We start from the raw sequence: 20,335 nt of genomic DNA, 5'->3' as shown, positions 1-20,335 counted from the left end.
CCCGGCTCACCGCCGGGTGTCGCCCTGACCGGTGTGCTGCTGCGCGGCGTCGACGCCCTTCTCGATCTGTTCGGTGTACTTGCCGCCGGTGCCCTTGTCGGCCTGCTCGCCGGCCTTCTCGATGCCCTCGTCGACCTTGTCGTCGTGCTTGCCGGCGAGGTCCTTCGCCTTGTCGATGAGTCCCATCTCGTCCTCCTCGTGATACGGGTTCCGGAGTGGCCCTCTACCCGCCACCTGCTGGGGGGATGCATCCGCGGCCACGTTTTTACGGCGGAAGCCGGCGGACTCAGTCCTCGTCGTCGAAGGGGACGGGTTGGCGCCAGGAGGGGGCGGCGGCCGGGACCACCTGCGGCTGCGGGGGCGCGCCGCGCCGGCCGAACAGCACGTCCCAGTAGTGGCGCGCGTCGGCGATGCACTCCTCGACGGGCACGGGCGTGCCGTCGGCGCGGGTCACCTCAAGGCCGGCGAACTCGACGGTGCCCTCGATGCAGTAGCCGGTGCCCTCGCCGGCCTTCCAGCCTTCGGTGAACCAGAACAGCGTGTGCGGCGCCGGGCCCGGGCGCAGGTCGACGGTGAGGCTCGGCTCGGCGGGCCAGCCGGCGGTCCGGGCCGGGCGGTCGAGGAACTCCCAGCCGTACATCGAGTGCCAGCCGCCGAGCGCGGCGTAGAACGCCTCCACGTCGTCCAGGCCCGCCAGGGGGATCATCGGGCCGTACCCGCCGTGCGGGTCCTCGCGCAGCAGCACCCGGATCCGGGTCGCGCCCAGCAGCCGGAGCACCCGCCGGGGATCCGGATCGGACGCGGTCTGCTCCGACTGCGCGCACACGTGCAGCAGCAGCTCCGCCGCGGCGTCCGCGGGCGAGACCCGCAGCCCCAGCACGTCGGCCTCGTTCAGTGCCACCTCGAGGCCGATCCGCGTCTCTTCGGTCCATGTCACGGCACCATCATCCAGACGCGTGCGAGCGTCCGCCGGGGGTTTTCGCGGCGGCGAGGAGGGCATCGCCGGTCGGGGTGCGGTAGTAGAGGACGGAGCGGCCCGAGCGGCGCCGGGTGACGAGGCCGGCGTCGAGGAGCACCCGGAGGTGGCCGCCGACGGAGCCGAGGGCGGTGCCGGTCAGGGCGACCAGCTGGGTGGTGCTCAGCGGTGCGGCCAGCAGCGTCAGTACGGTGGCGCGCAGCGGGCCGAGGAGGCGGGCGAGCGCGTCGGTGGGTGTCGCGCCGGTGTCGGCGAGCCAGCCGGTGCACGGGTAGATGACGGAGTACGAGGTGGCCGCCTCGTCCCAGCCGACCCAGCCGCGGGCGGCGGTCGTGGGGATGAACAGCAGCGCGGCGTCGGTGACGTCCAGCGGCGCGTAGTCGTACGTGTTGATCTGCAGGCGCCCGTCGCCGAGCCAGCGCATGCCGGGCCGCATCCCGTCCAGGACGGCGGCCCACCCGCCGGTGCTGAGCCGGTCGGTGCGGGACACGATGTCCGCCTCGAAGACGCGGCGCAGGCGGGGCCAGCCCGGCAGTACCAGCTGCGACCACACGAACTCGACGAGGTCGGCGGCGCGGTCGGCGATATCACCGGCGCGCAGCACGTCCGGCACGGCGTCGCCGAGGCCGAGGTGTTCCTGCGCGAGCGCGGGAGGGGTGGCGCGCAGCCGGGCGAGCTCGGTCTGGAACGTCTCGCCGGGCGTCTGCGGCGGCGTGACCAGGAAGTCGGCGATCCAGCCCGGGCGGATCGCGGCGCGCAGGAACGGCCGCACGAACGGGTCGCCGACGTAGTGGGCGTCGAACGCCGGCCGGTGCGCGGCGAGCCACTCCCGCTGCGGCGCCGACACCGCGTGCTGGCCGCCGAGCGCGGACAGGCACGCGACCGTCTCGGCGAGCGGCGACACGACGAACCGGCTGCCGGCGAGCACGTCCGTGCCGATCTGCCAGAACCCCACGTTTCGCCTCCACCCGAAACTGTACCGTGCGGCGGTGCCGGCGCAGCACGATGCCGATCATGCGCACGTACCGGCAACTGTTCCGCACGCCCGAGTTCCCCGCCCTGTTCGCGACCCTGTCCGGGCAGGTCGCGGCGGGGACCGTGGCGGGCATCGGGCTCGGCACCCTCGTCTTCGCGGCCACCGACTCGCCGCTGCTGTCGGCGCTGAGCATGTTCGGCGCGTCGTTCGCGCAGCTGATCGGCGCGGCGACGCTGCTGTCCTGGGCGGACCGGGTGCCGCCGCGGGCCGCGCTCACCGGCCTCGCCGTGTTCGCCGCGGTCACGACCGCCGTCCTGGCCGTGCCGGGCCTGCCGATCGCCGCCGTGTTCGCGGTCGTGCTCGCGCAGGGCCTCGCCGCGTCGGTCGGCGGTGGCGTCCGGTACGGGCTGCTCGCCGAGATCCTCCCGGCGGACGGCTACATCCTGGGCCGTTCGCTGCTGAACATGTCGATCGGCGCGATGCAGATCCTCGGCTTCGCCGCCGGCGGTGCCCTCGTCGCGGCCGTGTCCCCGCGCGGGGCGCTCGTCGCCGGCGCGGCTCTGCAGGCGGTGTCGGCGCTCATCGCCCGGTTCGGCCTGACCGCGCGGCCGCCGCGGGCGACGGACCGGCCGTCGGTACGGGCGACCTGGCACGGCAACCGCAAGGTGTGGCGGCCCGCGACCTACATCGCCATGTGGGTGCCCAACGGCCTCATCGTCGGCTGCGAGGCGCTGTTCGTGCCGTACTCCCCCGCAGCGGCCAGCATCCTCTTCGTCGCCGCCGCGATCGGCATGCTCGCCGGCGACGCGATCGCGGGCCGGTTCGTGCCGCCGCGGCTGCGCTACCGGCTCAGCGGCCCGCTGCGCTGGCTCCTGGCCGCCCCGTACCTGCTGTTCTTCCTCGACCCGCCGCTGCCGGTCGCGGTGGCGATCGCCGCCGTCGCCTCAGTCGGGTACGGCGCGACGCTCCTGCTGCAGGACCGCCTCCTCGCCACCACCCCCGAGTCGCTGCACGGCCAGGCCCTCGGCCTGTTCGGCTCCGGGCTGCTCGCCATGCAGGCGGTCGGCGCCACCCTCGGCGGCCTCATCGCCCAGCACACCCCACCGGCGACCGCGATGGGCATCCTCGCCGTCGGCTCCCTGCTGGTCTCCACCGCCCTGTTCGTCACCGGTCGCCTGACCAGGCCTGCCGAGGCGACTCCACGTCCCGAGCCCGTGGCGGTGGGCTGACGTTCTGGACGCCGATCGCTACCATCTGCGGCATGGGCCGGTGGGGCGCCACGGGGTACGGGACGTTCCTGCTCGGCACCGGCATGGGCATGATCACGAATCTGATCACCGGTGACCCATCGGGCTGGCCGGCCGTCCTGCAGCCGGTCGCGACGTACTCCCCCGCGATCGGCGCCGGGCTGGTCGTCGCCGTCGGCGCGAAGGCGGCGTGGGACGTCCGCCGGGCCGGCATCCGGCGTCCGACATGGACGGACGGCAACCCGTGGCCCGGCCTGTCCGCGTACACGTCGCGCTGGGCCGGCGTCTACTTCGGCCGGACCAGCGAGACGGAACAGCTCCTGGCCCGGATCCGGGACGCCCGCTCGGCCACCCGCCGGTTCGTGCCTGTCCTCGGCCCGTCCGGGTCCGGCAAGTCGTCGCTCGTCCTCGCCGGTCTGCTGCCGGCCCTCGGCGACGGGTACCGCGTGCTGCCGCCGCTGACGCCGGGCACCGACGCACTCGGGGAGCTCGGCGCTGCGCTCGGCACCGACCTGACCGCCGCCGCCGCGACCGCCCTCGCCGCCGCCCGCGCCGGTAGCCCGCCGCCCCGCCTCGACGCGCCGATCGCCGCCCTCACCGCCCGCCGCGACGGCGCCCACCGGGTCCTGATCGTCGTCGACCAGCTCGAGGAGACCGTCACGCAGGGCGTCGAGGAGGACCGGCACGGGCTGCTCGCGGTCGTCCAGGCGCTGCTGGAGCACGAGCCGCGGCTACGGGTCGTCGCCACTGTCCGCTCCGACACCATCGGCGAGTTTCAGCAGGGGCCGGGCCGGGACCTGTTCCGCGACCCGCTCATGGTCAACGTCATGGGCCCGCATGAGCTGCGGCTCGTCGTGGATGAGCCGGCCCGCCTCGCCGCGGTGACGTTCGACGACGGCCTGGTCGACGAGATCGTCCGCGACACCGGCGGCGGCGACGCCCTGCCGCTGCTGAGCTACCTGCTCAACGACCTCTACCGCGGCGCCGCCACCGACCGCCGGATCACCCGGCGGGAGTACCACGCCTCGGGCGGCGTCGCCGGCGCCATCGGCCGGCGCGCCGACGATGCGGTCCGAGACCTCGGCGACGGCAGCCTGCCGCTGTGCCTGGACACCCTGCTGCTGTTCGTCACGCTCGGCCCGGGCGGCGCGACCCGCCAGCGCGTCCCCGCCGCGATCCTCGACCACCGGCAGCGCGCCGTCGTCGCCGCGTTCGTCGATGCCCGCCTGCTCACCAGCGACGAGGCCAGCGGCAGCCCCGTCTTCGACATCGCGCACGAGGCCCTGCTGCGCCAGTGGCGCCCCCTCGCCGAGCACATCCTCCTGCACGAGGAGAGCCTGCGACGCCTCACCGAGCTGGCGCCGCTCGCCCGTGCGTGGATCCGCTCCGGCCGGATGCCTGACTACCTCATCGGCGGCGCCCGCCTCGCCGACGCCCTCACCTGGGCCCGGTCCGGCCGTACCGTCGCCGCGGAGGTCACGGATTTCCTCGACGCGTCGGAGCGCAACCAGGCCGGTGCCCTCGAACGCCGCGCCAACACCGTCGCCCGCCAGGCGCTCGACACCCTCGACGCGGACCCGGAGCTGGCGTTCGCGCTCGCCTGGGCCGCCTACCGCGAGCTCGCCCCGACCCCCCTCGCCACCCATGCCGTCTCGTCGGCCCTGGCCAGCGGCCTGCTGCGCGCCATCCGCTACGAGCGGCGCCCCGTGCACGTGGCCTTCGCCCCCGACGGCCGCCTCGCCACGGCCGCGGACGTCACCGACGTCTGGGCTCTCGACGGCAGTCTGGTGTTCCGCGCGGACGGCGACGGCCCCGTCGCGTTCGCCCCCGACGGCCGCCTGGCCACGGTCGCCCGAGGCGTCGTGCACGTCTGGGACACCGCCGGCAACCCGCAGGGCACGGCCGACACCGGCGCCGGCCGGGTCACCGCCGTCTGCTGGACCGACGACGCCGTGCTCGCCACCGCCGACGAGCAGGGCCGGATCCGCCGTTTCGACGCGACCATGCGCGAGGTCGGCGTCCTGTCCGACGGCCAGGTCCCCGTGTACGCCATGTGCGCCGTGCCCGGTGGTGGCCTCGCCGCCGGCCGCGGCGACGGCAGCGTCCTGGTGTGGGACGCCGCCGGCCGCATCGCGAACAGGCTCGCCGGCGACGTCCCCGACAATCGGGTGCTGGCGGTCGCGGCGGGCCCCGACGGCCGGCTCGCCGCCGGTGGTCGCAACAACTCGATCACCGTGTGGGACCTGCCCTCGGCCGCGATCGTCTGGCGCGAACAGACCGCCGCCGTCAACGCGCTCGCCGTCGCCCCCGACGGCTCGCTCGTCTGCGGCACACTCGCCGGGATCGTCGTCCTCGGCCGGGACGGGACGCTGACGGGCCGGCCCGGCGAGCCGGGTGCGGCGGCGACCTCGGTGGCCACCGCCACCGACGGCAGGCTGGCGGTCGGGACCGCCCACTCGACCGCGAGCCTCTGGGACCTCGATGGCCGGACCGAGCACGTCCTGGCGTCCCGACCCACCCGCAACCTCGGCTGGACACCCGACGGGCGGCTGGTCATCGGCAGCTCCGAAGGACTGCACGTCTGGTCCGCGCCGGGGCTGCCGGTCACGGCGGTCCCGGGCGAACCAGGCCAGATCCGGGCACTCGCCCTGTCGCGGCGCGGGCCGGTGGCGGTCGTCTCCCAGTCGGGCAGCCTGCTGCTGTACGACACCGTCGACGCGGCTCCGCGGATCGTCGGCGATGCCGGCCAGGCGACCCGGATGGCGTTCTCGCCGGACGGTGAGTGGCTCGTGACCGGCGACATGCACGGCGTCGTCCGGCTGTGGGACCTCGACGGCCGCTGCAGATGGAGCCGGGCCGCCGAGTCCGGCCGCCTGTCCGACCTCGCCTGCGCCGGCGAGGCATTGGTGTTCGCGGCCGTCGACCGGCTCGCCGCGGTCACCCCCGATGGCGTCACCACCGTGCCGACGGACAACGAAGCACAGTTCCTGTCCGCCGGACCGGGCGGACGCCTCGCGGCCGCCGGTGACGCCGGCACCGTCACAGTGTGGGATCGGCCGGACCGGATCCGGCGCCCCATCGGCCGGCACGGCGATGCGGTCACGGCCCTCGCCTACGCCCCGGACGGCCGTCTCGTCACTGGCTCGATCGCCGGCGACGTGCGGCTGTGGGACGCGGATGGCACCCCGATCGAGCGCATCCCCGGCCGCGTCGCCGTCACCGCCGTCGCCTGGAGCACAGCGGGCCTCGCGGTCGCGCACCTGGACGACACCGTGCGGATCCGGCCCGCCCTCGACGCGGCCCGGCTCACCCGGATCGCCGGACGGCACCACCGGCGGTGCCTGACCGCCCAGGAGCGCGAGCACGCCAACCTACCGCCTGCCGAGGGAGGCTGACGCATGCGCCTGGACCCTAGGGCGGAGCTGCTGCGCGTCTGGGAGGCCGTGGCGCGGTATTCGTTCCGCGACGGCGGGTTCCTCTGGGGCGACCCGGCCACCGGTGACGCGCTCGAGGACGCGCACCAGCTGCTGTGCATCCTCGGGCCGGCCGCGAACCTGCCCGGGCTGCGCCTGGACGTGCCCGGCGAGACCGCCGACGACGCGGCCGGGGCGTTGCGGGCGCTCGGGGACCGGTTCGAGATCCCCGAGCGGCTCGTCGTCGCGATGCGCGAGTACCTCACCCGGTACAGCGACGGCACCGGCGCGCCGGTCTTCCCCGGCGGCCCGTCGCTGGAGCCGCCGGCACCAGCCGTCGAAACGGTCGCCGGGTTCAGCGCCGACCTGCGGCTGTGTCTCGCGATGCTCGGGTTCTGCCGCGTGTACCGGCAGCAGACCGCCGACGTCGAGCGGCTCGCCGAGATTCGGCTGACCGTGGCGATGACGGGCCTGCTGCGCGCGTACTCGGTCCGCGCGTCGGCCGACGACACGCACCTGCGGCACCTCGTGCGGCCGGGCCCGCGTGACGAGCAGGCCGTCCGTGACGAGTTCGCGGCGGGACTCGTCGAGGTGCAGGCGGGCCTTCGGGAGATCAGTATCGGCGCGTTGCCGGACCACGACGCCGTCTACCGGGGCGCCTGGTTCGAATGCGGCTGGGCATGGACGGTCGTCGCCGGCGCCCTGTCCGTCGACCTCGATCCGTTGCCGGACGGCGTGGTGATCACGCAGCGGTCCGGTCCCGCCATGGCGCCGCAGCTGTACAGCACGCTCCTCGCGCTCCATGCCGTCGACGAGCTGTTCACGGAACGCACCAGGATCCTCGGCCTGCTCACCGAGGACCAGCAGCGCCTGGCCCGGGCACTGCAGCTGCGCTCGGACCTCACCGGCGCGTACTGGGCCTGGGTCGCCACGTTCGGCGAGCACCGCTGGCCGCTGGAGCGCGTCCCGTGGCGCACCGCCGACGGCGACGAGTCGCTGCACAACAGCGCCGTGGTCGCCGCGCTCACCAGCGTGGAGCTCGGCACCCGGCGCGGCAACCAGCAGCTGCCGTACGCGTACCTGCTGCGGGTCCTCGCCGGCCTGGCCGCCCGGCACGGCGTCGCCCGCCCGCCGCTCGCCGCGCCGCCCCCGGCGGTGCTGCCGGAGCACCGCTGCCCGTGTCCCGGCCTGCCCGGCACGACGCAGCGGGCCGTCGCCACCGTCCCGATCCTGTTCCGCGTGGCGGTCCGCGCCGCCACCGCGGTCGACGACGGTCCGCTGCGGACCGGGTTCGAGGACCTCGCCGACCAGCTGTGGCAGCATCTGCCGCTGTTCCCGGCCGGCTACGCGCCGAACTGGCACGACACGCTGCACGCCGTCGACGCCCTGACCCTGGCGACGCGACTGACGTCCGGTGTCGCTCCGCCCGCGCCGGCGCTGTTCGTACATGAGCTGCTGACGACGGCGGAGACCCTCGCCGGTGAGGATCACCCGGTCGTGGCGCGCGCCCGCGGGTTCGTCGACACGGCGCCCGCCCGGGCCGCGGCGCTGCTCTACCGCCTCGTCGCCGACCTCGACCGCCCGGACTGAGCACCGCCGGTCAGCGGGTGCGGAGCCGCAGGACGTACGTCGCGGTGACGGCGACGCCGCGGTCCTCGTCGCCGGCGAGGTCCGTCAGGGCGGCCGAGGCGGTGGGGCCCGGGATGTCCGCGAGGGCCTGGGCGAGGCGCCGGCGGGCCGGTGCCGCGTCCGCGCCGGGGGTGATGCGGGCGGTGAGGCCGGTCGCGATCCGCTCCGCCAGCTCGGGGTCGGCCGCGAGGGAGGCGAGAGCGTCGGCGGCGTCGACGTCGTTCGCGCCGTCGACGACCATGTCGATGAGGGTCGGGACCGCGTCGGCGGCGCCGCGGGGGCCGAGCGCGAGGGCCGCGCGCCGGCGGACGATGCCGTCGGGGTCGGCTAGGGCGGACCGGAGCAGGGTGGTCGCCGCGGCGTCCGGGATCTCCGCGATGGACTGCACGGCGCGGTCCCGCACGGCGGGGTCCGGGGCGGTGAGGCCCTCGGCGAGCAGGGTGAGGCCGCCGTCGCCCGACTGGGCGAGGGCCCAGCGCAGGGCGCCGGCGACGTTCGGGTCCGACTCGCTCAGGGCGGCCTCGACGAGCGCGTCCGTCGGGGCGTCCGGGGCCGCGGTCAGGGCGGCGCGCTGGCGGCGGCCGGCGCTGTCGGAGCCCAGCGCCTGCAAGAGGGCGACGATCTGCAGGACGTCGTCCCAGGCGGCGGGCTCCGCGGCGTCGATCCGGCGCAGCCGGGTGAGCAGGTCGGTCTCGGCCGCGATGCGGTCCGTGGTCTGCCGGATGAGGTCGGTGACGAGGTCCGACGGGGTGAAGCCGGGGTCGTCCAGGGCGCGGCCGACCTCACGCAGCGACAGGCCCAGGGTCCGCAGGCTCTCGATGTGGAAGATCCGGCGGATGTCGTCGTCGGAGTACTCGCGGTAGCCGCCGACGGTCCGGCCGGTCGGCCGCACCAGGCCGAGCGACTCGTAGTGCCTGAGCATGCGGGCGCTCACGCCGGACCGCCGGGCCACGTCACCGATCAGCAAAGCGGGTCACTCCTCCTGGGCAGCGGCGGCAGGACCGAGGGCCCTGACGCGCTTCGCCTCCTCGACCGCGAGCGCGAAGCCGGCGTCCGGGTCGCGCAGCAGCCGCTCCGTGGCGGCGGCGTGCTGCCGCACGAGCGGCACCGGGCTCGACGCCGCGGCACGCAGGGCCGGCTCGATCATCTCACCGAGCGCGACCAGCGACCGGCTGAGGCTCAGCTGCGTCTCGCGGTCGCCGCGCCCGAGCTGGGTCACCAGCACGCCGGCCAGCTCACCCTCGGCGCCGGACGGGACGAGGGCGACCGCCGTCCGCCACGCGGTGCGCGCCACCGTGTCGTCGGCGTCGGTGAGCAGCTCGCGGGTGATCGCCGGCCACGCCTGCCGGTCGCCGATCTTCGACAGGGTGTGCAGCGCCTGGCTGCGCGCCTGCGCCCGTTCCGACCGCAGCTCGCCGATCAGCCTGGGGACCGTCGCCGCCGCCGGGTGGCGGGTGAGCGCCCAGGTGAGCATGTCCCGCACGAAGAAGTCGGGCTCGACCGCGCACCGGGTGACCAGGGTGTCGACGAGCGACGGGTCGGGGGCGGTGCCGACGGCGAGGGCCGCCTTCAACCGTACCGACGAACTCCGGTGCTCCAGTGCCTGGACGGCCTGCATGGTCATCTCGACCACCTCCTGCGACACAGTGAACGGCTTGTCACCGTGTCAAGGTCAAGGAAGGTGCGTCAGGTCCCGGTACGCGCCGATGATCGAGCTGGTCAGCTCCGCGAACTCGACGCCCGGGTCACGGGCCGGGTGCAGCCGGTCGAGCAGGCCGTCGGCCCGCCGGACGGCGTCGACGGCGGCGCGGACGGCCCGCTCGTCGCGGACCAGGTCGACGCACTCCCCGGCGAGGGACTCCAGGGCCCGCACCCGGCGGCCGATCTCGGCGTCGAGGCCGGTCAGGGTCTCGCCGAGGCGGGCGCGCCGGTCGGCGAGCGACGCGTGCAGCGCCGCCGACGCGGGCCCGGCGGGCAGGCCTGCCGCGGCACGGGTCAGGTCGATGAGCCGCCGGCCGGCGGCGGCGCGGTCGTGCAGGAGACCGGCGAGGGTCCACAGCGACCCGGCGAGCGGCTCGCTCGGGGCGGGCACGGAGACCAGGTCACGCAGGCGCGGCCACACCAGCAGGGTCGCCTGCACGGCGCTGAACGCCTCGGCGAACACGGCGGTGTCCGCGGGCCGGTGCAGGGCCACCCGCCGGTCCTCCCAGCTCACCCGCCCGCCGGCGGTGCCAAGGGCGAGCGCGGCCGCGCCGAGTGCGGCGCCGGCCAGCGGCGTGAGCAGCACGGTCGCGGCGGCGGACGCGCCGGCGGCGGTGCCCGTCGCCAGCCGCAGCGAGGTGCGGCGGGGCGGACCGGGACGGGCGCCGGCGCGGGCCGGGATGAGGTGGATGATGCCGTCGCGGCCGGTGCGGGACACCGGCTCGGTGAAGCTCGGCTCGTCGAGCGCCACGAGACAGCCGCCGGCACCGTCGAGCACGACGAACAGCAGGTCGTCCGCGGCCACGACGCCAGTGTATCGACGCGCCCGGCGACCCACGCGCACGAACACCACCGGCGCCGGGTGAAGCGCCGGTACAGTGCGGCGATGAGGCACCCCGCGCTACGCGACGCCGCCGGCACGCCGTTCTGGCTGGACCGGCCACAGAGGCCACCGCACCCGCCGCTGCGCGGGGCGGCAGAGGCGGACCTGGCGGTCGTCGGCGGCGGGTTCAGCGGGCTGTGGACGGCGCTGCTGGCGAAGGAGCGCGACCCGGGGCTCGACGTCGTCGTGCTGGAGGGCCGCCGGATCGGGTGGGCCGCCAGCGGGCGCAACGGCGGGTTCTGCGCGGGCAGCCTCACCCACGGCCTCGCCAACGGCGCCGAGCGCTTCCCCGACGAGATCGAGACCCTCGAGGCGCTGGGCCGGGAGAATCTCGACGGCATCGAGGACACGCTCCAGCGGTACACGATCCGCTGCGGCTTCGAACGCACCGGTGAGCTGTCGGTCGCCACCGCCCCCTGGCAGGTGCCGGGGCTCCTCGAGCAGCAACGGCTGTCCGAGCGGCTGGGACGGCGGGCCGAGCTCCTGGACCGGGACGCGATCCGCGCGGAGGTCCACGGCGCGACCTACGAGGCCGCCGTCTGGGACCGCGACGGCACGGCGCTGCTCGACCCGGCGCGCCTCGCGTGGGGGCTCGCCGACGCGTGCGCCGCGCTCGGGGTGCGCTTCCACGAGGGCACCCGCGTCACCGGCGTCTCCCCTGCCGGCGCGGGGCTGCGGCTGCGCACCCCGGACGGTTCGGTCACCGCGGCGAAGGTCGCGCTGGGGACGGGCGCGTTCCGGTCGCCGCTGCGGCGGGTCCGGCCGTTCATCGTCCCCGTGTACGACTACGCGCTGATGACCGAGCCGCTCACCGCCGGGCAGCTGGCGTCGATCGGCTGGGCCCGGCGGCAGGGCATCGCCGACGCCGCGAACCAGTTCCACTAGTACCGCCGCACCGACGACGACCGCATCCTGTGGGGCGGCTACGACGCCGTCTACCACAACGGCGGCGCGATCCGTCCCGCGTACGACCAGCGACCGTCCACATCGGACAAGCTCGCCACCCACTTCTTCGAGACGTTCCCGCAACTGGAAGGGCTGCGGTTCACGCACGCGTGGGGCGGTGTCGTCGACACGTGCTCGCGGTTCTGCGCGTTCTTCGGCACCGGACACGGCGGCCGGCTCGCGTACGCGGCGGGCTTCACCGGCCTCGGCGTCGGCGCGACCCGCTTCGGCGCGCAGGTGATGCTGGACCTGCTGTCCGGCGAGCCGACGCCGCTGACCCGGCTGCGGATGGTGCGCTCGAAGCCGGTGCCGTTCCCGCCGGAGCCGGTCCGGTCCGGGGTGATCCAGCTGACCCGCTGGTCGATCGCCCGCGCCGACGCGCATGACGGCCGCCGCAACCTGTGGCTGCGCACCCTGGACCGGCTCGGCCTCGGCTTCGACTCCTGACGTTCAGATCGTAAAACCGCCGTCGACGTTGACGGTGGCGCCGGTGATGTACCGGCTGTCGGGGCCCGCCAGGAACGCGACCGTCGCCGCGACGTCGTCCGGGTCGGCGTAGTGCCCGAGCGCGGTGAAACCGTTGATGGTGGCCGCGTTCGGGCCGTCGGCCGGGTTCAGGTCCGTGTCCGTGGCACCCGGGTTCACGAGGTTGACCGTGATCGCGCGCGGGCCCAGCTCCCGGCCGAGCGACTTCGTCAGGCCGACCAGTGCGGTCTTGCTCATGGCGTACAGGCTGAACCCGGGAAACACGAGACGCTCGGCCATGTTGCTGCCGATGTTGACGATCCTGCCGCCGGCCGCCATGTGCCGCACCGCGGCCTGACTGGCCACGAACGGCGCCCGCACGTTGACCGCGACCGTCTCCTCGAACGCCTCCAGGCCCAGTTCCTCGATGGGGCCGAGCAGGAAGGCGCCCGCGTTGTTCACCAGGATGTCGAGGCGGCCGAGCTCCGCGGCGGTGCGGTCGACGGCGCCGACGACCGCGGCCGGGTCGGCGCTGTCGGCCTGGATCGCGACGGCCCGGCGCCCGGTCGCGGTGACAGCGTCGGCGGTCTCCTTCGCCCGCCCTTCGTCGTGCTGGAACGTGAACGCCACATCGGCGCCCTGGGCTGCCAGGCGCCGCACCACGGCGGCGCCGATCCCGCGCCCTCCGCCGGTCACCAGGGCCACCTTGCCTTCAAGCGTGCTCGTCGTCATGCGGACCAGCCTTCCGCGCCGCGCCGCCCACGTCTGGCGGCGATCGGACGCGGCGTTCTTCCCCCGCGACGGTTTCTCCGGGGGCGGCGCCTTCCGGCGGCGGTCCGGCAGACTGGTCCGCATGACGGTGCGGTTGGTGGCGTTCGATCTCGACGGGACGCTGACCCGCGGGCCGACTTGCCTGGAGGCGACGGCGGCCAGGCACGGCTTCGCCGAGCAGATGGCGATCTGGGAACGGGCCCGCGGCGACGACGCCATCATCGAGATCCGCGACGCCGTCTGGGCGCTGCTGCGCGGCTGGACGCTCGAGCAGCTGACCGCTCCCCTGGCCGACATCCCGCTCGCCCCGGGCGCCGCGGCCGGCATCGCCGCCCTGCACGCCGCCGGGATCGACGTGGTGATCGTGTCACTGGGCTTCGCCCCGCACGTCACGCACTTCGCCGAACAGCTCGGCGTCGGCACGGTCATCGCGACCGAGATCCTCGCCGGAGGCGGCTTCCGGCACGTGTTCCCGTCGTCCAAGCCGGTGCTGCTCGAGCGGTACGCGGCGTCCCGCGGCTGGTCCCTGGCCGACGTCGCCGCGGTCGGCGACAGCCACGGCGACGTGCCGATGCTGCGCGCCTGCGGCATGTCCGTGTTCGTCGGCCCCGACCTGCCCGACGACCTCACCCCCACCGCCCACCTGCCGGGCGTCGCGATCGACCACATCGCCGCGCTCTGCCTCCAGGCGAACACCGCGCCGAGGCCCGGCGCCGCCGCGGGTTGAGCATCGGCGCGAAGGTGCCCACCACTTCCCGGCGCTCCGCTGATGACCATACATAGCCGCGTCGGGCGAGGGGGAGGCTCAAGTGTCGGTGGGTGGCCAGGCGAGCAGTCGTGCGCCGAGGACGGCGGCCTGCAGGGTGAAGCGTTGGGTGGGTTCGCCGGGGTGGTAGCCGGTGAGTTGCTGGATGCGGTCGAGGCGGTATGTGACGGTGCGGACCGACAGGTGCATCTGCCGTGCGGTGGCGGTGTAGTTGCCTTGGTTGTCGAACAGCACGGTGAGGGTGTCGAGGTAGAGCCGGGCGCCGCCGCGGGCGGTGGTGAGCGGGCCGAGGACGGTGTCGACGAGGTCGGTGATCGCGTCGCGGTCGCGGAGCAGGACGGGGAAGACGAGCAGATCGGCGGCATTGAGTACCGGGGTGGTGAAGCCGAGCTTCGCGGCGTGGTCGAGGGTGTTGCGGGCCTCGTCGAGTGATGTCGCCAGTCCTGGCAGGCCGGGGTGGGCGCGGCCGACGGCGAGCTGCCATCCGTCGGTGCCGAGCTCGGTGATGAGCAGGTGGGCGATCTCGGCGGCGATGCCGCGCAGGCCCCCGGCGCTGATGCAGACGAGGTCGGTGTCGCGGAGGGTGGTGAGGGTGTTGCCGTCGCCGAACCGGCGGGCGAGTGCGGCGTCGACGCGGTGCGCAACGTCGGCGGTGAGCGTGGCGCGGCTGCGGGGGTTGGTGGCACGGGCGACGAGGACGACGTGGGTGGCGGAGATGCGGATGCCGTACCGCTGGGCGCGTTCGGCCAGCCGTCCGGGGTCGGCGCGGCCGGTGAGCAGGTCGTTGACGAACGCGGTGCGGGCCTGGTCATGGCGGGCGAGTTCGGCGTGGGTCTGCCGGGCGTGGCCGTGCAATGCCGCCGTCACGATCGTCTGTGTGTCGGTCAGCAGGGCGGCCGCGCGGGCGTGCACACCGGCTGCTGTGTCCACGGGGCCGGTCGTGGTCGTCTGCCAGTGCGCCGCGATGGCGTGCAGGAACCCGTTGACCAGGTCCGGTGGCTGTAGCCCGGCGTCGGCGGCCCGACCGCCGAGGTCGGTGGCAGCACGCAGCCGGCGGACGCCGGGGGGCAGGTCCAGGATCGCGGCGCACCCGTCCGCCAGCCAGCCGCCGGGCTGCGGATCAGACACCGACGTCGCGGCGGTCGAACATGATGATCCCGGCGGCGGCGGTACCCGTACCGACGACGGCGAGCGCGAGCAGCTGGATCGGGTGCCAGCCGGTGTGCAGCGGGTCGGTGCCGATGAAGTAGTGGAACGGCGACAGCCAGCGCAGCCAGTGCCAGCCGCCCAGCATGCCGCCGAGCGCGTTGAGCATGTACGTGGCGACGGCGGCGACCCCGGTGACGGCCAGAACGGTGCCCCGATTACCGGTGGCGGCGCCGACGAGGAACGCCACACCGGTGAAGCACCACACCAGCGCGACCAGCCCGGCGCAGGCGGCGGCCACGTTCGACAGGCTGATGTGCATGCCGATCGCGGGGACGAGCGCCATCAGCACCGCCCACGGGATCGCCGCGACCGCGAGGACGGCCACGCCTGCGGCGGCCAGTCGCTGCCGGGCGAACGAACGCCGCGACAGCGGGTTCGCCAGCAGCAGCTCCATCCCGCCGTCCTCCTCCGGCCGGGCGATCGTGCGGGCCGTCAAGGTCACCGCGCACATGAGCAGCAGTAGCGGCCCGATGAGGCTGAATACGGTCGCCTGCAGGTACCCGGCTGGGGAGAGCATGTCGGCGATGCCGAGGAAATCCAGCATCCCCTTCGGCAGGGCCTGCTGCTTGAGCTCGGCCGCGCCCTGGAAGCTGCGGTAGAACCCGGTGTAGACGGCGGTGAACACCGTGACGCCGACGGCCCAGCCGAGCATCGCCCGGCGGTCGTCCCGCCACGTCTTACGCACCAGCGCGGGCAGCATCGACTGCTCCTTCACCGTGAGGCTCCGAATGGTAGTAGAACGACAGGAAGGTCTCCTCCAGGTCCGGCTCCGCCGACAGCAGGTCGACGACCGAATGCCGGGCCGCCGCCTTGACCAGCGGATCGAGTCGGCCGTCGACGGTGCACCTCAGCACCGGACCGGACACGACGACGTCGCTGACGCCCGGCAGCACAGTGAACTCCGCGGCGTCGACCGGGTCGTCGAAGTGGATCTCGACGGTGCGTACGGCGCGTCGGCCGAGGGACTCGACCCGCTCCACTGCGGCGAGCCGGCCGTCGCGCACGATCGCCACCCGGTCCGCGCTCTGCTGCACCTCGGCCAGCACGTGCGAGGACATGAACACCGTCTGGCCGGCCGCCCGTGCGTCGCGGACCATGCCGAGGAACTCGTGCTGCACCAGCGGGTCCAGTCCGCTGGTCGGCTCGTCGAGGATCAGCAGCGCCGGCTGGTGCATGAACGCCTGGACGAGGCCGACCTTCTGCTTGTTGCCCTTGCTCAACGTGTGCACCGGGCGGGACAGGTCCAGTTCGAGGCGGTCGGCCAGCTCGGTCACGTGGGACCAGGCGACCCCGCCGCGCGCGTCGGCGAAGAACCGCAGCAGCTCGTCGGCCCGGCCCCGGCCCGGGAACGCCAGCTCGCCGGGCAGATACCCGATCCGGCGGTGCAGGACCGCCTTGTCGCGGCGCGGGTCGAGCCCAAGCACGACGGCCCGGCCGCGGGTCGGGCGCAGGAAGTCCAGTAGCAGCCGGATGGTGGTGGTCTTGCCCGCCCCGTTCGGGCCGAGGAACCCCATCACCTCCCCGGCCCGGACCTCCAGGTCGAGGCCCTCGATGCCGCGACGCGCACCGTAGAACTTCGTCAAGCCCTCGGTGTGCACGGCGATGTCGCTCGTCATACCGACATCGTCGCCGTCGCCGCCCCGCACTTCCAGGTCGGGATCCGGCGGACAATCGACCACCGGCGTTGCCGGAACCCGGCAACGCCGGTCCGGTACGTGACGTCATGATGTCGTTCGATGCCGTGGACCCGGAGCGAGCGGTATGGGCTTGCGCGCCGGCGGGCAGCGTTGCGCCTTGTGCCGATGCTATGGCAGCACCTGGGTGAGGGCCGCGGCTCAACGCCTCCTGCGCGGCGGCGATGCCGGCGGCGGGGACGAGCGGGCCGTAGACGACGGAGGCGAAGCCCTTCGGCCCGGCCCGGGAAGGATCTTGCCGTTCGTGGGACGGCGACCTCGCCGCGCCGGACGCTCGCGTACTCTTGCGTCAGGTGTGCCGGGAAGTCTGGTCGGCGATGGTTTTGCCGACCCTTCCCGCAGGAGCCGCATGCACCCCGCACCGGACCGCCGCCGACCGCGACTGCTGCTGCTCGGCCGTGGCAGCTGGGGCGAGGTCAGCCGGATCGGCGACATCCTGCGCACCGAGACGGTCGGCGGCGCGCTGCTGCTGGTCGCGGCGGTCGTGGCACTGGCCTGGGCGAACTCGCCGTGGCGTGGCGCCTACCACACGCTGAGCGCGGTCACGGTCGGCCCGCACTCGCTGCACCTGGACCTGTCCCTGGCGCAGTGGTCGGCCGACGGGCTGCTCGCCGTGTTCTTCTTCGTGGCCGGGCTGGAGCTCAAGCGGGAGTTCGTCGCCGGGGACCTGCGCGACCCGCGGCGGGCGATGCTGCCGGTCCTCGCCGCGGTCGGCGGCATGATCGGCCCCGCGCTGATCTTCGTGGCTGTCAACGCCCGCGTGCCGGGGGCACTCGCCGGGTGGGCGGTGCCGACCGCGACCGACGTCGCGTTCGCGCTCGCCGTTCTCGGTGTCATCAGCACCCACCTGCCGGCGGCGCTGCGGACGTTCCTGCTGACCCTCGCGATCGTCGACGACCTGCTCGGCATCACGGTCATCGGCGTCTTCTACACCGACGACCTGCGGATCGTCCCGGCGGTGCTGATGCTGGTCCCGCTCGGGTTGTTCGCGTGGCTCACCCACCGGCAGGTCCGCGCGTGGTGGGTGCTGCTGCCCCTCGCCGGTGCCACCTGGATGCTCATGCACGCCTCCGGCGTCCACGCCACCATCGCCGGGGTCCTGCTCGGCTTCGCCGTCCCGGTGCGGCGCCGCGCCGACGGGACCGGCTGCGAGATGGCGCAACAGTTCGAGCGACGCTGGCGGCCCGTGTCCGCCGGCGTCGCCGTGCCGGTGTTCGCGTTCTTCGCCGCCGGGGTCACCGTCGTCGGCCACGGCCCGATCGGCGCCCGCCTGGCCAACTCGGTCACCCTCGGCGTGATCGCCGCGTTGGTGCTGGGCAAGACCGTCGGCGTGCTCGGCACGACCTGGGTGGTACAACGGTTCACCCGCGCCCGGCTCGCGGCGGAGCTGAGTTGGTGGGACGTCTTCGGACTGTCGATCCTCGCCGGGATGGGATTCACGGTGTCGCTGCTGATCGGCGAACTCGCGTTCGGTGTCGGCACGCAACGCGACGCCGACGCCAAGATCGGTATCCTGCTCGGGTCGCTGGCCGCCGCGGCCCTCGCCGCGGTCGTGCTGCGCATCCGCAACGCCCACTACCGGCGCCTGCGCAAGATCGAGGAACTCGATCTCGACGCCGACGGCATCCCTGACGTTTACCAGCAGGAAGACCTGGCGACCTGACACTCGCGGCTCCCGGCCGCCGCGAACCTCGGCGTCACAGCTGGGACGTGCACCACGACCGCCTCGATCGGCGCCATCTGTGACACCGCCAAGAGCCGCGTGCCGGTGCTGGGCTACACGGTCCCGTCGCGATCGGCAACACCCTGCTCACCATCCAGGGCGCGCTCGCCGCCCCTCCCCGGCCACGGCCGGAATCCTGGCCTCCTCCACCGCAGCCAACGCACCCTGATCCTCGCCGGCTTCATCCTCACCATGACCGGCGTGGTCACGCTGCTCGCGCTGGTCGCCGGCGGCACCGGCATCTGGCGCACCGTACCGGGCCTGCTGCTCGCCGGCGTCGGCCTCGGCACCATCCTCACCACCCCGCCGGCGGCCTCGTTCGACAATCAGCCGAATCGCGGCGTCCCGGCCAGGCTGCCCGGCCGGCACCGTGCCGAGCAGCGGCCATCACGGGCCGGGCTGGTCTGCCGCCTCCGCCAGCAGCACCTCGGCGCCCAGATCACACCTGACCACCGGCAGCCTGGCCGCTCAGGTCGGCATCTCAGCCACCGGCACCGGCGTGCGCATCGGACCGGCCGCTCGCCACGGCGGCCGTGGCCGATGCTCGGCCGCTCCGCAGCAGGACGGTGGCCGCGACCGCGGCGATCCCGGAGGCGAGCAGGATCGCCAGCCGGGCATGCTCGCCGGCCGGGCCTGCGCCGGCGAACGCCAGCTCGGCGATGAGCAGCGACACGGTGAAGCCGATCCCGGACAGCAGGCCCGCTGCCATCAGATCCCGCCGGTGCATCCCGGCCGGCAGGCCGGCCCCGGTCAGCCGCCGCGCCAGCCACGTCGCGCCCAGGACCCCGATCGGCTTGCCGGCCACGAGCCCAGCCACGATCCCGACCGTGACCGGATCCCGCAACGCCCCGACGACGGTGGCACCACCGGCCAGCGACACGCCTGCGGCGAAGAACGCGAAGACCGGAACCGCCACCCCGGCCGACACCGGCCGCCATCGATGCTCCAGCCGCCCGGCTGCATCATCGCCGCCCGTGCGGCTCACCGGCACCGTGAACGCCAGCAACACCCCGGCCACCGTGGCGTGCACGCCGGACGCGTGCACCAGCCCCCACACCGCCACCGCCACCGGCAGCAGCAACCAACCGCTCCCCGTCCCGGCGCGGCGGACCAGCCAGGCGAACCCGGCCAGCAGGACCGCCGCGGCCAGCAGCGGCAGCAGCGCCAGCCCGGCCGTGTACGCGACGGCGATGATGACGATCGCGAGCAGGTCGTCGACCACGGCGAGGGTCAGCAGGAACGTCCGCAGCGCGGCCGGCGCCCGCGAGCTGCTGATCGCCAGCACCGCGAGGGCGAAAGCGATGTCGGTCGCCGTCGGCACCGCCCAGCCCCGCAGGGCGCCGCCGGCCGGCGCGTTCACCGCCACATAGATCAACGCCGGAACGGTCATGCCGCCCACGGCGGCGGCGACCGGCAGCACCGCCCGCCGCGGATCGCGCAGCTCGCCGGCGACGAACTCGCGTTTGAGCTCAAGCCCGGCGACGAAGAAGAAGACGGCCAGGAGCCCGTCGGCGGCCCACATGCCCAGTGTCAGGTCCAGATGCCAGGCAGCCGGCCCGATCCGCCAAGCGGCCAGATCCTCGTAAGCGCCGGCCCAGGGCGAGTTCGCCCAGGCGAACGCGGCCACGGCCGCGGCGAGCAACAGCACGCCACCGGCGGTCTCGGTGCGCAGGATCTCGCCGACACGGCGAGACGAACGGCTGGTGAGGCCGGTCATGAACAGTCCTCCAGGGTCGGTCGGGCAACGACGCCGACCAGACTTCCCGGCACACCAGCCGCAATCTTACGGGATCACGCCGCGCACCGCGACGGCCAACCAGGCTCCTCGCGGCGCAGGACGACGCGAACCGCACCGTCGTGGTCGTCCACGCTCACGACCCCGAGTGCCGCGCCCACGACCGTCGTGATGCTCGGGGCAGCGCTTCTGACGGCGACGG

18 protein-coding genes are annotated in these 20,335 nt (G+C 74.5%); 7 read left to right on the top strand and 11 right to left on the bottom strand.

Annotated features, from left to right (window positions below):
* Positions 1 to 6 precede the first annotated feature (6 nt).
* From AB0I21_RS06375 to AB0I21_RS06365, 3 genes are all read right to left on the bottom strand, one after another.
* Positions 7 to 186, bottom strand: a complete 180-nt coding sequence (locus AB0I21_RS06375; RefSeq protein ID WP_360559376.1) for an antitoxin — start codon at positions 184 to 186, stop codon at positions 7 to 9.
* Positions 187 to 286: 100 nt separating this feature from the next.
* Positions 287 to 937 carry a hypothetical protein gene (locus AB0I21_RS06370; protein ID WP_360559375.1) on the bottom strand — a complete coding sequence of 217 codons (651 nt, stop codon included), beginning with the start codon at positions 935 to 937 and terminating at the stop codon, positions 287 to 289.
* A gap of 7 nt (positions 938 to 944) precedes the next feature.
* Positions 945 to 1,931, bottom strand: coding sequence for a transcriptional regulator (locus tag AB0I21_RS06365; RefSeq protein ID WP_360559374.1), 987 nt, complete (start codon positions 1,929 to 1,931; stop codon positions 945 to 947).
* Between the two features lie 59 nt (positions 1,932 to 1,990).
* On the opposite strand from AB0I21_RS06365, the gene AB0I21_RS06360 reads away from it, so the two are divergent.
* Genes AB0I21_RS06360 through AB0I21_RS06350 form a run of 3 tightly spaced genes read left to right on the top strand, consistent with a single transcriptional unit; the run spans position 1,991 to position 8,202 of the window.
* A complete protein-coding gene (locus AB0I21_RS06360) occupies positions 1,991 to 3,181 on the top strand; it encodes an MFS transporter (RefSeq protein WP_360559373.1) in 1,191 nt (396 codons plus the stop codon).
* 32 nt (positions 3,182 to 3,213) lie between these two features.
* Positions 3,214 to 6,594 carry an AAA family ATPase gene (locus tag AB0I21_RS06355; RefSeq protein WP_360559372.1) on the top strand — a complete coding sequence of 1,127 codons (3,381 nt, stop codon included), beginning with the start codon at positions 3,214 to 3,216 and terminating at the stop codon, positions 6,592 to 6,594.
* Between the two features lie 3 nt (positions 6,595 to 6,597).
* Positions 6,598 to 8,202 (top strand): SCO2524 family protein, encoded by a 1,605-nt coding sequence (locus AB0I21_RS06350; protein ID WP_360559371.1) that lies wholly within the window; start codon positions 6,598 to 6,600, stop codon positions 8,200 to 8,202.
* 10 nt (positions 8,203 to 8,212) lie between these two features.
* Here AB0I21_RS06350 and AB0I21_RS06345 read toward each other — a convergent pair whose 3' ends face one another.
* Genes AB0I21_RS06345 through AB0I21_RS06335 form a run of 3 tightly spaced genes read right to left on the bottom strand, consistent with a single transcriptional unit; the run spans position 8,213 to position 10,747 of the window.
* Positions 8,213 to 9,208, bottom strand: coding sequence for a HEAT repeat domain-containing protein (locus AB0I21_RS06345; protein WP_360559370.1), 996 nt, complete (start codon positions 9,206 to 9,208; stop codon positions 8,213 to 8,215).
* 6 nt (positions 9,209 to 9,214) lie between these two features.
* Entirely contained in the window at positions 9,215 to 9,865 is a 651-nt protein-coding gene (locus AB0I21_RS06340) for a HEAT repeat domain-containing protein (RefSeq protein ID WP_360559369.1), read from the bottom strand.
* 48 nt (positions 9,866 to 9,913) lie between these two features.
* Positions 9,914 to 10,747 carry a hypothetical protein gene (locus AB0I21_RS06335; RefSeq protein ID WP_360559368.1) on the bottom strand — a complete coding sequence of 278 codons (834 nt, stop codon included), beginning with the start codon at positions 10,745 to 10,747 and terminating at the stop codon, positions 9,914 to 9,916.
* Positions 10,748 to 10,828: 81 nt separating this feature from the next.
* Between AB0I21_RS06335 and AB0I21_RS06330 the strand changes: the two genes are divergently transcribed.
* Positions 10,829 to 11,710 carry an FAD-dependent oxidoreductase gene (locus tag AB0I21_RS06330; RefSeq protein ID WP_360559367.1) on the top strand — a complete coding sequence of 294 codons (882 nt, stop codon included), beginning with the start codon at positions 10,829 to 10,831 and terminating at the stop codon, positions 11,708 to 11,710.
* A 297-nt stretch (positions 11,711 to 12,007) separates the two neighbouring features.
* Positions 12,008 to 12,217, top strand: a complete 210-nt coding sequence (locus AB0I21_RS06325; protein ID WP_360559366.1) for a hypothetical protein — start codon at positions 12,008 to 12,010, stop codon at positions 12,215 to 12,217.
* A 3-nt stretch (positions 12,218 to 12,220) separates the two neighbouring features.
* Here the strand turns inward: AB0I21_RS06325 and AB0I21_RS06320 are convergent, their stop codons facing one another.
* A complete protein-coding gene (locus AB0I21_RS06320; protein ID WP_360559365.1) occupies positions 12,221 to 12,967 on the bottom strand; it encodes an SDR family oxidoreductase in 747 nt (248 codons plus the stop codon).
* 121 nt (positions 12,968 to 13,088) lie between these two features.
* Between AB0I21_RS06320 and AB0I21_RS06315 the strand changes: the two genes are divergently transcribed.
* On the top strand, positions 13,089 to 13,733 hold the full coding sequence (locus tag AB0I21_RS06315; protein WP_360559364.1) for an HAD-IB family phosphatase: 645 nt from the start codon (positions 13,089 to 13,091) through the stop codon (positions 13,731 to 13,733).
* A 78-nt stretch (positions 13,734 to 13,811) separates the two neighbouring features.
* Here AB0I21_RS06315 and AB0I21_RS06310 read toward each other — a convergent pair whose 3' ends face one another.
* Genes AB0I21_RS06310 through AB0I21_RS06300 form a run of 3 tightly spaced genes read right to left on the bottom strand, consistent with a single transcriptional unit; the run spans position 13,812 to position 16,597 of the window.
* Entirely contained in the window at positions 13,812 to 14,900 is a 1,089-nt protein-coding gene (locus AB0I21_RS06310) for a helix-turn-helix domain-containing protein (RefSeq protein ID WP_360559363.1), read from the bottom strand.
* Entirely contained in the window at positions 14,893 to 15,681 is a 789-nt protein-coding gene (locus tag AB0I21_RS06305) for an ABC transporter permease subunit (RefSeq protein WP_360559362.1), read from the bottom strand. The genes AB0I21_RS06310 and AB0I21_RS06305 overlap by 8 nt, the downstream gene beginning before the upstream one ends.
* Positions 15,659 to 16,597, bottom strand: coding sequence for an ABC transporter ATP-binding protein (locus tag AB0I21_RS06300; protein ID WP_360559361.1), 939 nt, complete (start codon positions 16,595 to 16,597; stop codon positions 15,659 to 15,661). The genes AB0I21_RS06305 and AB0I21_RS06300 overlap by 23 nt, the downstream gene beginning before the upstream one ends.
* Positions 16,598 to 17,024: 427 nt before the next feature.
* Between AB0I21_RS06300 and nhaA (AB0I21_RS06295) the strand changes: the two genes are divergently transcribed.
* A complete protein-coding gene (gene nhaA / locus AB0I21_RS06295) occupies positions 17,025 to 18,338 on the top strand; it encodes a Na+/H+ antiporter NhaA (RefSeq protein WP_360559360.1) in 1,314 nt (437 codons plus the stop codon).
* A gap of 541 nt (positions 18,339 to 18,879) precedes the next feature.
* Here nhaA (AB0I21_RS06295) and nhaA (AB0I21_RS06290) read toward each other — a convergent pair.
* On the bottom strand, positions 18,880 to 20,115 hold the full coding sequence (nhaA, locus tag AB0I21_RS06290; protein ID WP_360559359.1) for a Na+/H+ antiporter NhaA: 1,236 nt from the start codon (positions 20,113 to 20,115) through the stop codon (positions 18,880 to 18,882).
* Between the last annotated feature and the right edge of the window lie 220 nt (positions 20,116 to 20,335).

Source organism: Dactylosporangium sp. NPDC050588, from assembly GCF_040654975.1.
Classification (GTDB): domain Bacteria; phylum Actinomycetota; class Actinomycetes; order Mycobacteriales; family Micromonosporaceae; genus Dactylosporangium; species Dactylosporangium maewongense.
Note: the sequence above shows the minus strand (reverse complement) of the source record. Positions and strands in the feature narration are given on the sequence as shown.

Coding starts and splice junctions, on each gene's coding strand:
- AB0I21_RS06375 (WP_360559376.1), bottom strand. CDS start 186: ATGGGACTCATCGACAAGGCGAAGGACCTCGCCGGCAAGCACGACGAC.
- AB0I21_RS06360 (WP_360559373.1), top strand. CDS start 1,991: ATGCGCACGTACCGGCAACTGTTCCGCACGCCCGAGTTCCCCGCCCTG.
- AB0I21_RS06355 (WP_360559372.1), top strand. CDS start 3,214: ATGGGCCGGTGGGGCGCCACGGGGTACGGGACGTTCCTGCTCGGCACC.
- AB0I21_RS06350 (WP_360559371.1), top strand. CDS start 6,598: ATGCGCCTGGACCCTAGGGCGGAGCTGCTGCGCGTCTGGGAGGCCGTG.
- AB0I21_RS06340 (WP_360559369.1), bottom strand. CDS start 9,865: ATGACCATGCAGGCCGTCCAGGCACTGGAGCACCGGAGTTCGTCGGTA.
- AB0I21_RS06330 (WP_360559367.1), top strand. CDS start 10,829: ATGAGGCACCCCGCGCTACGCGACGCCGCCGGCACGCCGTTCTGGCTG.
- AB0I21_RS06320 (WP_360559365.1), bottom strand. CDS start 12,967: ATGACGACGAGCACGCTTGAAGGCAAGGTGGCCCTGGTGACCGGCGGA.
- AB0I21_RS06315 (WP_360559364.1), top strand. CDS start 13,089: ATGACGGTGCGGTTGGTGGCGTTCGATCTCGACGGGACGCTGACCCGC.
- AB0I21_RS06305 (WP_360559362.1), bottom strand. CDS start 15,681: ATGCTGCCCGCGCTGGTGCGTAAGACGTGGCGGGACGACCGCCGGGCG.
- AB0I21_RS06300 (WP_360559361.1), bottom strand. CDS start 16,597: ATGACGAGCGACATCGCCGTGCACACCGAGGGCTTGACGAAGTTCTAC.
- nhaA (WP_360559360.1), top strand. CDS start 17,025: ATGCACCCCGCACCGGACCGCCGCCGACCGCGACTGCTGCTGCTCGGC.
- nhaA (WP_360559359.1), bottom strand. CDS start 20,115: ATGACCGGCCTCACCAGCCGTTCGTCTCGCCGTGTCGGCGAGATCCTG.